At 39.0% G+C, this 14,387-nt stretch carries 12 protein-coding genes; 7 read left to right on the top strand and 5 right to left on the bottom strand.

Annotation, left to right across the window (positions count from 1 at the left end; all coding sequences use genetic code 11):
* Both E1176_RS15370 and E1176_RS15375 read left to right on the top strand, forming a co-directional pair.
* On the top strand, positions 1-206 hold a 206-nt coding region (locus tag E1176_RS15370), incomplete at its 5' end, for a T9SS type A sorting domain-containing protein (protein WP_155211633.1).
* 109 nt (positions 207-315) lie between these two features.
* Positions 316-1,125, top strand: coding sequence for a phytanoyl-CoA dioxygenase family protein (locus E1176_RS15375; RefSeq protein WP_155211635.1), 810 nt, complete (start codon positions 316-318; stop codon positions 1,123-1,125).
* Positions 1,126-1,406: 281 nt separating this feature from the next.
* Here the strand turns inward: E1176_RS15375 and E1176_RS15380 are convergent, their stop codons facing one another.
* The 3 genes from E1176_RS15380 to E1176_RS15390 all read right to left on the bottom strand — a co-directional run bounded on the left by E1176_RS15380 (position 1,407) and on the right by E1176_RS15390 (position 5,022).
* The gene (locus E1176_RS15380; protein ID WP_155211637.1) at positions 1,407-2,789 is read right to left on the bottom strand and encodes an alpha-amylase; all 1,383 of its coding nucleotides are present in this window, start codon (positions 2,787-2,789) and stop codon (positions 1,407-1,409) included.
* A gap of 236 nt (positions 2,790-3,025) precedes the next feature.
* Entirely contained in the window at positions 3,026-3,997 is a 972-nt protein-coding gene (locus E1176_RS15385; RefSeq protein WP_155211639.1) for a M23 family metallopeptidase, read from the bottom strand.
* A gap of 38 nt (positions 3,998-4,035) precedes the next feature.
* Complete coding sequence (locus E1176_RS15390; RefSeq protein ID WP_155211641.1) at positions 4,036-5,022, bottom strand: peptidoglycan DD-metalloendopeptidase family protein; 987 nt, start codon at positions 5,020-5,022, stop codon at positions 4,036-4,038.
* Positions 5,023-5,165: 143 nt separating this feature from the next.
* On the opposite strand from E1176_RS15390, the gene alaS reads away from it, so the two are divergent.
* From alaS to E1176_RS15415, 5 genes are all read left to right on the top strand, one after another.
* Positions 5,166-7,787, top strand: coding sequence for an alanine--tRNA ligase (alaS, locus tag E1176_RS15395; protein ID WP_155211643.1), 2,622 nt, complete (start codon positions 5,166-5,168; stop codon positions 7,785-7,787).
* A gap of 72 nt (positions 7,788-7,859) precedes the next feature.
* Positions 7,860-9,314, top strand: a complete 1,455-nt coding sequence (gene gatB, locus E1176_RS15400) for an Asp-tRNA(Asn)/Glu-tRNA(Gln) amidotransferase subunit GatB (RefSeq protein WP_155211645.1) — start codon at positions 7,860-7,862, stop codon at positions 9,312-9,314.
* 4 nt (positions 9,315-9,318) lie between these two features.
* Positions 9,319-10,455 (top strand): TlpA disulfide reductase family protein, encoded by a 1,137-nt coding sequence (locus E1176_RS15405; protein ID WP_155211647.1) that lies wholly within the window; start codon positions 9,319-9,321, stop codon positions 10,453-10,455.
* 32 nt (positions 10,456-10,487) lie between these two features.
* A complete protein-coding gene (mscL, locus tag E1176_RS15410; protein WP_155211649.1) occupies positions 10,488-10,913 on the top strand; it encodes a large-conductance mechanosensitive channel protein MscL in 426 nt (141 codons plus the stop codon).
* 44 nt (positions 10,914-10,957) lie between these two features.
* On the top strand, positions 10,958-11,962 hold the full coding sequence (locus tag E1176_RS15415) for a DUF697 domain-containing protein (RefSeq protein WP_155211651.1): 1,005 nt from the start codon (positions 10,958-10,960) through the stop codon (positions 11,960-11,962).
* A gap of 52 nt (positions 11,963-12,014) precedes the next feature.
* Here E1176_RS15415 and E1176_RS15420 read toward each other — a convergent pair whose 3' ends face one another.
* A complete protein-coding gene (locus tag E1176_RS15420; RefSeq protein WP_155211653.1) occupies positions 12,015-13,640 on the bottom strand; it encodes an ABC-F family ATP-binding cassette domain-containing protein in 1,626 nt (541 codons plus the stop codon).
* A gap of 81 nt (positions 13,641-13,721) precedes the next feature.
* Positions 13,722-14,318 carry a phosphoribosylanthranilate isomerase gene (trpF, locus tag E1176_RS15425; RefSeq protein WP_155211655.1) on the bottom strand — a complete coding sequence of 199 codons (597 nt, stop codon included), beginning with the start codon at positions 14,316-14,318 and terminating at the stop codon, positions 13,722-13,724.
* Positions 14,319-14,387 lie beyond the last annotated feature (69 nt).

A 14,387-nucleotide genomic window follows, 5' to 3' on the forward strand; every position in this document is an offset into this window, starting at 1 on the left:
CAGATACGGAATTAATAATACGGCCAAAAAATAAATCAAATAGCGCTCGTATTGAGATCTACAGTCTTAGTGGAGTCTCGAAATTTAAAGGGTCAATCAATCAAAGGGTAAATAAGATAGATGTTTCAGAATTTTTACCAGGAATGTATTTGGTTAAATTTTCAGATGAGAGTTATCAAGAAATAATTAAAATTATTGTTAAGTGACCTGCTTAATTGTTTAACGATTTCTTAGTCATCATATGGGTTTCAGATAGAGAACATTTTTTTAATACTGTAGTACAACCATAGTCAGTTGCATTTACTTTTGCTATTCATGCAATTCAATTTACAAATCGATAATCAACGGCATACCTACGATATCAAAGGTGATTTTAAGTATGGTGATGCCGAAGTGCTGATCGATAGCGATAAAAATGCGATTGAACATGTAGATTGGTTTGACCATGGTTATAATAATATCCGCTTATTAACCGAATCTGAGTTTGTTGACCTGAAGACAAATCTATTGCAGGTGTTGAATGATATTCTGCATCAGGAAGGCATCACTCAGCTCACACAGCTTGAAGACTATCATAATGTCACTAATACCTCAGAAAAGCACCAGAAGGTAATAGAAAAAACAAGACAGCTCACTAAGGAGCACTTTAATATCAATTTGAATGCCGTCTGTGCAAGAGTCTCTGAAATATTGAAAAAAGAGGTGCAAATTTTCAATCCAAAATTGGAGCAGGAGATCATTACGCTACGAATCAGTAGGCCTCAATCTTTGGATATCAATCCATTGCATAGAGATGCTTATTTAGACTTCTACAAAGACACCATCAATCTGTGGATCCCCATTGCAGGTTGTAATGAGCAGTCATCGTTGCCAGTTATACCCGGTAGTCACACGTGGAATGAATCACAGGTTTTAAGAACCGAAAAACGAGGAGCAAAAATTCAGGGGCTGACTTATAACGTACCGGGTATTGTTGAAGGACCCAGGCCTCTTAAAGCCATCAGACCAAATCCTGATTACGGTGAGGCTCTAATTTTTTCACCCTATCTTGTCCATGGTTCTGCAATCAATCAGAATCCTAATACAACCAGAATGGCTCTAGAACTACGACCATGCTTGAAGTAAGGACCTTGCTAGGAACGACCTTGAGGGAATTGCGTTAATAAATTTATGCTTAAGCTCGTAAAAATTCAAATGTTTGAATCACGCTAAAGCGTGATGAGTTTTTGAATTTTAGGCTTTAGAATAAATTTTAGCTTATTGCCTCACAGTCTTGACTTTTTTTGTTTCGTTTTTTGTGTCAAGACAAAAAATGAAAAAGGGAGCTATAATCAATAAGCTTGAATAACTTAAAAAGCCCCTGTTTTCATCAAACAGAGGCTAAACAAAACAAAATGAAGTTCTTTCTATTTAGGAGACCAGATTGAATAGCTATGTGGTGGTGCCTGAATTTTGACCCATCGACCACTCTGTGTTACGGGCTCCCAGCTTGAATTACCAGAATAGTCTTTAATGCGGGTGCTACTCCAATTGGTTTCTACCCAACGCTCTTTCCAACTGTCTGAGTCATTCAAATAAACTACAAGTCCTGGTGAGCCATTTCTTCTGGCAACATACTCATCATTGTCAGTGTATAAAATCGAAGTATTACCAGTAGCTTTATTTCTATGTATCCAGATCAGGTTATTAAGTTTATCTTTATCTAACCATTCTTCATAGTCACGGTAAAATACGGTAGGGTAGCCTTCATGGGTCATGATATAAGCATAAGCGAGCATTTTGTCCCAGATTATATCAGTATCATGATTAGCCACGAAGGTCACTGCCTTTGAGGCATCACGTTTCCAGAGCATGTCTCCGTTTAACTTAGTCATGTCGTTACCATCAAAAGCCTCATCCATTTTATAATAGCATGCGAAATCAAAAGCCGAAGAAGTTCGGTTGGTGCTATTCACCCAATCCTGCAAAAGTTGTGCATTTCCATCCCAATATTCGCCTACAGCAAAGCCACCGACATTATTTTGCCACTCTTTCACGACCCAGCCACCGAAGCCTTTCACATAATCAAATCTCCAGCCATCGAAACCAATCGTGTTTTTATAATATTTACCTACTCCATCACTTCGTTTCCACAACCAGTCCTGGACATAAGGCACAGAGTGACTTAGATCAGGAAAGCCTCCAAATACACCTTCGTCATTATTCACATAGTTGTTGGGGTGAAAGTCGCCAGCTGATCTATAAAATTTACCTGAAGCCGGATTGAAATCCGTATATGTATTGGTGCCTGTGTATGGATTACTTTCAAGGTCACCACCGCTATTATGATTTAGCACAATATCAGCATATACATCAATATTATAGTTATGAGCTTGATTAATCAAACTTTGCAATTCTATCTTAGAACCAAATCTCGTTTCTATAGATCCATGCTGGTTGTATTCGCCAAAATCAAAATAATCTGCCGGATCATAGCCCATAGAAAAAGGGCCATTTTGTGCCTTTGAGACAGGAGGGAGCCAAATGGCTGAAATGCCTGCAGCATCCCAAGCGGCTATTTTACTCTTTACAGTATTGTACCAGGTCCCTCCGGCTGGCACATCCCAATAAAAAGCTTGCATCATCACCCCACCGCCTGGCCCAGGGGCTTTTGCATTCGATTGCGATTCTTTCTGCAAATAATCGCCAGAAGTTACATCTTCAGTCTGATTGACAGGCTCCATTGTGTCTTCTGCACAACTCGCCATAATAAATAAGAGTACAAATAAGTACAGATTGGTATTTTTCATAATAGGTTTAAGGTTTAGGTTTTAGTAATACCTAAAATAAACCACTAAAACCCGTTATTTTGACGAAAAGTAAGTATACCACTGAAAAGGATACCGCAAACGTTTTCACAATCGTTCGCATAAATCATAACAGTCTACTTCATGTAAGATTTTGTTGTAGTATCAGAATTATGGCATAAAAAAAGGCTGTCTTTGCAGACAACCTAGAACTTTCACTATGTCTATACCAAGATTCTTTAGTCTAAAATGATTTTGGCATTTTCAGATATCTTGATCAACTTCTCGTATTCTTCATTATCAAGGTCTCTTTGAAAGAAATTGATTGGATTGATGGCCTTATAGTTATACAGCACTTCATAGTGCAGGTGAGGACCCTGAGATCTTCCTGTATTTCCTACATAACCTATGATTTGTCCACGTTTAACGGTCTCGCCTCGTTTAATATTAAACTTACTCATATGAGCATAAACCGTCTGGTATCCATATCCGTGATTGATGAAAACCACATTTCCATAACTTGTAGATAAATACCTGGCCGTTACGATACCATCACCTGTAGCATAAATTGGTGTACCTGTATCTGCTGAGAAATCAATCCCCTCATGAGGATGTATTTTCTTTAAGATAGGGTGAAAGCGCTTAGGATTAAATCCACCGGCTATTCTTTTTAGCTCCGTGTTATTGATAGGCTGTATAGCAGGACGAGCTGCCCACATCTTTTCTTTTTCAGTAAGTAATGAAGAAATTTCATCATAGGACTTACTTTGTATGTACAATTTCTTTTTCAGGTTATCGAGGCCCTTATAAGCATCAATTACCAGCTGGTTTTCTTCCAGACTCATCAGGTCTTCGTACTTATCGTGACCACCTACACCACCTTCTCTTACTGTACTAGGGATTGGGTCGGCATCCAATATCACACGATATATATTATCGTCTTTATACTGAAGTTCACCTGCACTTCCATAAGCGTTCTCTAGCTTTTCTTTTAAGATCTCCCATTCTACCTTAAGGTCATGGTTTTCTGCTAAAAGGCGTGATTCTTTAATCGGGGTAAAATTACTTCTATAAACATAAATCAGGCCTAGAGCCAGAATTAGTGATACAGACAAAAACCCCAGAATATTCAGGAATACAGCTTTACCTGTCGCCTTGATCGGCTCATATTTACAGGTTTCTGTATTATAGTAATATCTGATTTTAGCCATCGGTTTTTTTCGTAGTTGGTCTTTAGTTTAAAAAATGATCAATCTAGTGATTGATTCTCTCTGGTTGCTAAATTCACCAGTTGGTTGTACTCGTGGTCGTTTATTCTTTGTATTAAAAAATTAATTGGGTCTATTTTCTTTTGGTCTTTTATAATTTCGTAATGTACATGTGGTGCAACCGACCCACCGCTGCTACCTACATATCCGATAACTTGCCCTCTGGTAACCAGATCGCCCTTTTTCACATTCAAACCGTCAAGATGCGCATATTTGGTCACATAGCCAAAACCGTGGTCGATTTCTATATAATTTCCATAACCCGTCTCTAGGGTACTATTGTCTTTTGTAAAGGTAACTTCGCCATTACCAGTAGCATAAACTGGTGTGCCACGAGGTGCAGCAAAATCAACTCCTTCATGTTTAACACGCCCTTTGTGGAAAGGGTTAATTCTCATACCGTAACCGGATGAAAGTCTTGTTAAATCTGGATTATCAATAGGCTGAATAGCTGGGAGAGAGGAGAGTAAACCATCTTTGGCTTTGGCCAGAGACATAATTTGATCGAAAGATTGATTTTGTATTCTCGCTTTTTTCTTAAGCTTATCAATTCTCTTGTAAGTATTGCGAACCAATTGCTTATCGGCCATACCATCATCCATGATTCGCTTGTAAAGTTCTGCACCACCACTACCGGCTTGTCTTATCTCTTCTGGCAATGGCTCAGCCTCATAGATTTTGCGATAGATATTATTATCTCTATCCTCAAGTGCATCAATTACATCATTAACCTCATCCATTTCCTTTTGCAAGGTCGTGTAATGATTTTTCAATTCCTTATTTTCTTTCTTAAGCTGTACCTCCTGAGGAGATTCGAAATAGGTATTATAAACTAAAAGAATAGCTATGGCGAAAACCAGCGCAACTGACAAAAAGCCCATCAGATTGAGAAAAACATCCGATGTAGTAACCTTTGCGCGCTCGTATTGGCAGGTATCTGTGTTATAGTAATATTTTATTCGCGCCATTAATTAACTAAGCTAAAAACTTCTATTTTTGTGCTCTTTAGTTGAAAAAATAAAAATATTGCGAACATCAACTGATTGCAATATATCATTTTTTCATTAAAAACCACGATAAGGCGCAAATTTACCAAATTTTTTAAGAATAAATGGATTCTAGGTCGATTAGAAACAAGTTTTTAGAGTTTTTCAGCGATAAGCAACACAAAATTGTACCATCTGCACCGCTTGTAAATAAAGATGATCCAACGCTCATGTTTACAAACGCAGGTATGAACCAGTTTAAAGATTACTTTTTAGGTAACAAAACGATTACAAATGCTCGTGTTGCCGATACTCAAAAGTGCTTGCGCGTTTCAGGGAAACACAACGACTTAGAAGAGGTAGGACTGGACACTTACCACCATACCCTTTTCGAAATGCTCGGCAACTGGTCTTTCGGTGATTATTTCAAGAAGGAAGCGATTGAGTGGGCTTGGGAGCTACTAACTGACGTTTATAAATTGCCTAAAGAAAGGTTGTATGTAACTGTTTTTGGTGGCGATGAAGGTGATAAACTGGATGTCGACCAGGAGGCCTTTGATTATTGGAAAGGCATCATCGATGAGTCAAGAATACTTTATGGTTCAAAGAAAGATAACTTCTGGGAAATGGGCGACACCGGCCCATGTGGGCCTTGTTCGGAGATTCACATCGACTTAAGGTCTGAAGACGAAATCAAAAAACAGCCCGGAAAAGAGTTGGTCAATGAAGATCACCCATTGGTTGTAGAGGTATGGAACCTTGTATTTATGGAGTTTAACCGCCAGGCCAATGGTGAACTCAAAAATCTGCCTGCTAAGCACGTAGATACCGGTATGGGCTTTGAAAGACTCTGTATGGCCATTCAGGGCAAGAAGTCGAATTACGAAACCGATGTTTTTACACCGCTTATTGATTTTATAGCTGACAAGGCAAATAAAACCTATGGCAAAGAAGAGAGTATAGACATCGCCATGCGTGTAATTTCTGATCACGTAAGGGCCATTTCTTTTGCCATCACAGACGGACAGCTACCTTCAAATACCGGTGCTGGTTATGTAATTCGTAGAATCTTAAGACGGGCTGTGCGCTATGCTTTCACATTCTTAGATATAAAAGAACCATTTATTTACCAACTGGTACCTATCCTTACAAAGCAGTTTGACGATGTATTTCCGGAGCTTAAAGCTCAGGAAGACTTTGTGATGAAAGTAATTGAGCAGGAAGAGGTTTCTTTCTTAAGAACATTGGAAAATGGTCTTAAAAAACTAGATGTTGTGAAACAGGAACTTGAAGCCTCTGGTGAAAAAGTAGTGGACGGTAAAATTGCTTTCGAATTATACGACACCTATGGTTTTCCTTTCGATCTTACATCATTAATAGCGAGAGAAAATGGTTTAAGTATCGATGAGAGAGGTTTTATCTCTCAGATGGAAAAACAAAAATCACGCTCTAAAGCAGATGCAGCCAAAGAGACAGGAGATTGGGAAGTAGTAAAAGCAGGTGAAAATGTAAAGTTTTTAGGTTACGATCAGCTTGAGACTGAAAGTCACATACTCAGATATAGAAAACTCAAGCAAAAAGGAAAGGAAATATTCCAGGTTGTCTTAGATCAAACTCCTTTTTACGCAGAAAGCGGTGGACAAGTAGGTGATACCGGCTACCTCGACAGTAGTGAGGAAAAAATCAGTGTGTTAGATACCAAAAGAGAAAACGAACTGATTGTTCATTTGGTAAACAAACTGCCGGAAAACTTATCGGCTACTTTTAAGGCTGTGGTTAATACCTCAAAGCGAAAGCTAACCATGAATAACCATAGTGCAACACATTTATTGCACGCAGCTCTTCGTCAGGTACTTGGAGATCATGTTGAGCAGAAGGGATCTTTGGTAAATGAAAAAGTGCTTCGTTTCGATTTTTCACATTTTCAGGCGATGACCGATGAGGAAATTGCTAAAGTTGAAAAACTTGTAAATGAGAAAGTAAGGGAGAATATCGCTTTGGATGAAAAACGAAACATTCCTCTTGCTGAAGCGAAAAAGATGGGAGCGATGGCTCTGTTTGGTGAAAAATATGGTGATAGCGTTCGTGTGATCACCTTCGACCCTGAATACTCTGTTGAATTGTGTGGCGGTACTCATGTAAAAGCCACTGGTAATATTGGTCTTTTTAAAATTACTTCTGAAGGTTCTGTAGCTGCCGGAGTACGAAGAATCGAAGCCATAACAGCCGAAGAAGCTGAAAAATATGTAACTGCTCAGGAGGATCTAATTGAAGAGATTAAAGCATTACTTAAAGCTCCTAAAGATGTAAAAGCTGCTATCAAAAGTCTGCTAGACCAAAAAGATAAGCTTGACAAGGAGTTGAATAAAGCCAAAGCTGCCCAGGCTATGGATATTAAAAAAGACCTTATCGCTAATGCTGAAAATGAAAATGGCATTAATAAAATCATCTCTCAGGTGGAATTACCTGCAGCCGACACTCTCAAACAGCTTGCTTTTGATTTAAGAAAGGAAGTGGATGATTTATTTATGGTTTTAGCTGCCAATATTGATGGTAAGCCGCAAATCGCAGTGGCTATTTCTGATAACCTGGTAAAAGACAAGAGTTTAAATGCCGGAAACATCATCAGAGATTTGGCTAAAAACATTAAAGGTGGCGGAGGTGGACAGCCATTTTTCGCTACAGCCGGAGGTAAAGATATCAGTGGGCTGCCTCAGGTAGTAGAAGATGCCAAGAAAATAGTTTAATCATACAGACGAAAACTCCCAGTAGTCTCAACACAGCTAAAAAATTTGATAGAAGATAAGTAGGAGACCAACATGGATAAATCGATCAGGGATAAATATACTGTTGTTATTGGGTTAGAAGTGCATGCCCAGCTTGCCACCTCTACCAAGATATACAATAGCGATGCTACCAACTTTGGAAATTCTCCAAACACCAATATAAGTGTGATTACACTTGGTCACCCAGGTACATTACCTAAATTGAATAAGAAGGTAGTAGAGTATGCCATAAAAATGGGGCTGGCCTGTCGGTCAGAAATCTCAAGAGAGATGATTTTTGATCGTAAAAACTATTTCTATCCAGATTTACCAAAAGGCTATCAAATCACTCAGGACAGAACACCAATTTGTGTGGGTGGTAAGGTTTGGGTTTCACCAAGAAATGGTGAAGAGCGAGAAATAAGGCTCAATAGAATACATATTGAAGAAGATGCAGGAAAGTCTATTCATCTTCCAGAAGAAACCGATACGCTGGTTGATTTCAATAGAGCTGGGGTGCCGTTAATTGAAATTGTTACTGAGCCCGACCTCAGGTCTTCTGATGAGGCACATTCATTTCTTAATGAAGTAAGAAAACTGGTTAAGTACCTTGATATCTGCGATGGTAACATGGAAGAAGGGTCATTGCGTTGTGATGCCAACATCTCAGTCATGCTTAAAGACGCAAAAGAATATGGCAAGAAGGTGGAAGTTAAAAACATGAACTCCATGAGAAACCTTCAACATGCCATTGAGCATGAAATTGAAAGGCAAATTACCGCTTTGGAGGCAGGGGAGGAGATTCTCTCCGAAACAAGAACTTTTGACGTTGCCACTGGCACCACATCGGGCATGCGTACGAAGGAGGAGTTAAACGACTATCGTTATTTTCCTGATCCAGATTTAAGCCCTGTTCATGTTTCAGAAGAGTGGCTGGCGCAAATTGAGGCTACAATGCCAGCATTGCCAAGAGAGCTTTATGAGGCGTTTATCAAGGATTATGATCTACCAGCATATGATGCCCAGATATTAACTGACTCTAAAGAAATAGCGACTTACTTTCAACAGCTTTGTAAAAACACTAATAATTACAAAGCTGCTTCAAACTGGCTCATGGGCCCGGTAAAATCTGTGCTCAACGAGCAGGGAATAAACATGATAGATTTTCCGTTACATCCACAGCAGCTTGCCGAGATAATAGAATTAGTGGATTCAAACAAAGTAAGTCACAGCGCAGCATCTCAGCAATTATTCCCTGAAATGCTGAAAAATAATGAAGATTCTGCGCTAAAATTGGCCGAAAAGCTCAACTTAGTGCAAGACAGCAATGAAAACTCTATTGGTTTAATTATTGATGAAGTCATTGCCGAAAATGAAAAGAAAGTTGAAGAGTACCGTAAAGGTAAAAAAGGACTGATAGGAATGTTTATGGGTCAGGTAATGAATAAAAGTGAAGGAAAAGCTGATCCACAACTTGCTAATCAACTTTTAAGAGAAAAACTTAAATAACATTATGAGAAATCTACTAGTAATAGCGCTTTGTCTGGCATTTGTTGGTTGTAGTAATTCTAAAAAACAAACTCAAGGCGAAAATGAAATAACTCTTTCAGGTACAGTAGGTTACCCACAAAAAGGACTAGTAATACTCGAGAAGTTTCAGGGTAATCAGCCCATAGCTATGGATACTATAGCTGTGAATGAAGATTACACTTTCTCAGAAAAAGTGTCGATTGACACGCCAGGTTATTATCGCCTCAATTTTTATGGAAAACAGCAGGTTGCATTGATTCTGGATAGAGATGATGTGCAGGTAAATGTTGACGGAAATGCACGTAACGGATTTGTAAAAGTATCAGGATCCAGAGACCATGCTTTTATCGAGCAAGCACAGCAGTTGATGCAGGATCTACAAACATCGGAAGCCGTTCAGCAGATCAACCAAAAATTTGGTGAAGCTAGTGCTGCCGGAGATCAACAAGCCATGGATTCTCTCCGAAAAGCTTATTTAAAGTTAGACCAGCAAGTAAAGCAAGATCTTATTGCCATGATCGATAGCACAGGAGCATCTCTTGGTGTAGTTGAGATCCTAAGAAATGGTAGAATCCTTGATAAAGACAAAAACTATGAAGTCTATAAAGATTATGCCGCTGTGCTGAGAGAAGAAATGCCTAACGCACCTCAAGCCAAAGAGTTTGTGGCAGAGGTAGAGCAAATGGCCAAGTTAGCCGTAGGGCAGGTTGCCCCGGATATTGCTTTACCTAACCCTGAAGGAGACACCGTGAGACTTTCTTCACTTAGAGGAAATTATGTGTTGGTTGATTTTTGGGCCAAATGGTGCAAGCCATGTCGTATGGAGAATCCTAACGTGGTACGAATGTATGATAAATATAACGAGCAGGGCTTTGAAGTATATGGCGTATCTCTCGACAGAAGAAAATCTGATTGGCTACAGGCCATAGAAGAAGATAACTTACACTGGACACAGGTATCTGACCTGAAATTTTGGAATAGTAAAGCTGCGGAGATTTATAATATCAAAGCCATTCCTTTCGCAGTGCTCCTGGATCCTGAGGGTGTAATCATTGCCAAAAATTTAAGAGGGAAAGAGTTAGAAGAAAAGCTCGAAGAATTGTTTGCAGATAAAGGATAGTATTGTAAATCTGTTAATTGGTTCTTTAGTCTATGAAAAATCTCTATAAAGAGTTTAAGGAATTTGCCGTACGCGGTAGCGTAGTTGATCTTGCCATTGGTGTGGTAATCGGTACTGCATTCAATAAAATTGTAACCAGCCTGGTAAATGATGTCATCATGCCGCCATTTGGACTGTTATGGGGTGGTAAAGGTTTTTCTCAGTATAAACTGGTACTTAGAGACGCAGAAATAGGTGATGCTGGCAAGGTTTTACAAGAAGAAGTAGCCATCAGTTACGGGCAGTTTGCGACTACTATTCTAGACTTTCTCATAATTACCCTGTCTATATTTTTAGTCCTTAGATTTATAAATACGCTGCGCAGAAAGGCTGAAGACGAAAAAGAAGAATCTGTACCAACACCAAAGGACATACAACTTCTGGCTGAAATAAGAGATCTGCTTAAACAGAAGAAATGAATGTTTTTCTGTAACTATTAACTCAGAACTGATGTCATAGTAATATGACTCGATATATCAAACGCATTGGTTTACCATTGGCTGTAGGCCTTTTATTAATATTCTTACTATTTGCCGCAAACCAACTGATTGCACTTTATGCAAATTTGAGCACTATAAATGAGTGGTTAGCTATTACGGTTACCAGCTTATTGACGCTTACCGTATTTATATTATTCTCTTTGCCATTCGTTTTGATTTTGAAATTGCCCTCATCTATTTCTTATGAAGAGCGGCCCGATGTTTATAAAAAGAAGCTTTTACAACGGTTAAGTAAAAACAAAAGAATTAAAAAAGCTTCTCTAAATGTGCACCAACCAGAAGACCTGGAAAAAGCACTGGCCATTCTGGACAAGGAAGCACAACAGGTCATAAAACAAACGGCTACTTCTGTTTTTCTCACAACTGCTATTTCTCAAAACGGTAAACTTGATGCGCTTACTGTGCTCATTACCCAAAGTAGAATGGTCTGGAAAGTAGCACATATTTACTGGCAACGCCCCACGGTTAAAGATATGTTGAGGCTGTATGGAAATGTGGCCGCTGCCGGATTGGTAGCTTCAGAAATCGAGGACATAGATATCAGTCGCCAGGTAGAACCCGTAATTAATGCACTTTTAAAGAGTCCGGGGCGATCGATACCAGTTGTTGGTCATGCAGCACATATCATCACAGACTCTCTATTGGAAGGGTCTACCAATGCTTTTCTTACTTTGAGAGTCGGCATTATTACACAAAACTACTGTGGCGCACTTAATCCGGATATTGACAAAAGAAAACTGAGGAAAAATGCCTTTGTTGAAGCAAGTGGTTTACTTAAAACACTCGTTGTGGAATCATCGGGAAAAGTAGTAAAAAGTGTAATGCAAGCCATGAAAGATGCCGGTCGAAATACAGTAAAATCTAGTGTTGATACCATTGGTAAAACGGCCAAAAATGTAGGGGATTCTGTGGGCGGGTGGTTTAAGAAAAAGGAGCGACTTGAAAAAAATAGGAGAGATGAAGCATAAAAAAAGGGTTGTCACAGTGCAACAACCCCTTTTTTAACTTAAGTAAAGTAACTTAAACCTTTTCCGCATATAAGGCTTCTCGCTCCTCTGCGTATTTTTCATTGCTGATATACTCATCATAAGTACACAGCTTATCCATATATCCGTTTGGTCCTATTTCTATAATTCTATTCGCTATAGTTTCTGTAAACGTATGGTCATGAGACGTGAACAATACAGTACCAGGAAAATCTTTAAGACCATTATTAAAGGCAGTAATTGACTCCAGGTCTAAGTGGTTGGTAGGCTCGTCTAATATCAAAAGATTAGCTTGCTGAAGCATCATTCTTGAAACCATGCACCTTACTTTTTCTCCCCCTGATAGTACGTTACATTTCTTAAAAGTTTCTTCACCGGAGAAAAGCATTTTACCAAGGAAACCACGGATATAAACCTCGTCTTTCTCTCCTTCAGTATATTGCCTTAACCAATCAATCAGGTTGTCACCAGACTCAAAGTATGCACTATTTTCGTTTGGCAGATAAGCTGTGGTAATAGTTTGACCAAACTTAAAGGTTCCGGCATCGGCCTCAGCTTCACCCATTAATATCTGAAATAATGCAGTAATAGCTGTACTGTCTTTACCTACAAAAGCAATTTTATCGCCTTTATTTACAAAGAAATCGAGGTCCTGGAATAAAGTCCTTCCATCAACAGTTTTTGTAAGACCCGATGCCTCCAGTATTTGATCTCCAGCAGGTCTGGATTGCTGAAAAATAATGGCAGGATACCTTCTTGATGAAGGCTGTATATCTTCGACATTAATCTTATCGAGAAGCTTTCTTCTACTAGTCGCTTGCTTTGATTTTGAGGCATTAGCACTAAATCTGGCAATAAACTCCTGTAATTCTTTCTTTTTCTCTTCGGCCTTCTTGTTGGCTGAACTTCTCTGTGATAAAGCCAACTGACTTGACTCGTACCAGAAAGAATAGTTACCGGTAAACAGTTTCACTTGCTTAAAATCTATATCTACGATATGCGTACAAACCGTATCTAAAAAGTGTCTGTCGTGAGAAACTACGATTACCGTATTCTTAAAATCAAGTAAAAAATCTTCTAACCACGACACAGTGTGTATATCAAGGTCGTTGGTAGGCTCATCGAGAATGAGAATATCAGGATTTCCAAAAAGTGCCTGAGCAAGCAACACTCTTACTTTTTGAGTACCACTAAGGTCCTTCATCAACTTGTAATGATCAGCCTCTACAATACCTAAACCACTCAATAGGGCTGCAGCATCAGACTCTGCATTCCAACCGTCCATTTCGGCAAACTCAGCCTCTAATTCAGAAGCTCTTACACCATCCTTCTCATCAAAATCAGGCTTTGCATAGATGGCATCCTTTTCTTTCATGATCTTCCATAAAGTACTGTGGCCCATCATAACAGTGTCTAAAACTGTATTTTCATCAAATTCGTGATGGTTTTGCTTGAGTACAGCCATACGTTTGCCTGGCTCAATGGCTACCTGACCACCATTAGGGTCGATTTCTCCGGAAAGGATTTTAAGAAAAGTGGATTTACCGGCTCCGTTAGCCCCGATTACGCCATAGCAGTTTCCTTGAGTAAACTTAATGTTTACATCATCAAAAAGTACGCGTTTGCCAAATTGCAACGAAAGATTCTGTGCAGCTATCATAAAGATGTGATTTTTTGAAGCTGCAAAGCTACATCAATTATCTGAAATTGAATCAGATAAATCGGAAGATATCAATGATTTTTAAGCCAGATCGTCAATTTCGAGGGCTTCCAGAATATCCGCGAGTTCATCATAATCTTTATACCCTGGCTTTATTTCTTCACCACCTCTAAGGGCAATGCCATGTGCTCCTGTTTTTTCAATCAGTTCTTCTACATTATTGTCATTTATCCCAAACCCAATTAAGACCTTATGTTTAGTGGCTAAATCTTTTATCATGTTTAAATGAGTTTCAGACAGTTCTTCTGAACCGCCCTCTAACACAAGATAGGTTGCATTTGGGTCTATTGTAACAGAATCGATGTTTTGTCGCAGAATTACCTTTTTACCTGCACTCTTTAAAGCTGCTACTTTTGCAGGATCTTTCACTTCAATATATTCTGCCTTGTAAGCATCTATTGCAGATATAATGTTTTCCTGATCATAAGAATCAAACTCTCCGACAAACTCAACACCAGATAACCACTCTGTAAGCTCAGCATACGTTTCCGGTGAAATGTACTGGTCGCTTTCCTTTTCCATGTTAAAACCTATAAGGTCTACATCCATGCCAGCGCAATAACGTGCGTCAGACAGATTATTTACAGAACTTATCAGTACAAATGTTTTGAGTGCCATATTGGGGTTGTTTTACTTAAGAGCTTGCAAAGCTAAAACATACTTAACTATTTTCTGAAGTATCTTCTG

The sequence above is a fragment of the Fulvivirga aurantia genome (genome assembly GCF_009711475.1).
In the GTDB taxonomy this organism is placed as follows: domain Bacteria; phylum Bacteroidota; class Bacteroidia; order Cytophagales; family Cyclobacteriaceae; genus Fulvivirga; species Fulvivirga aurantia.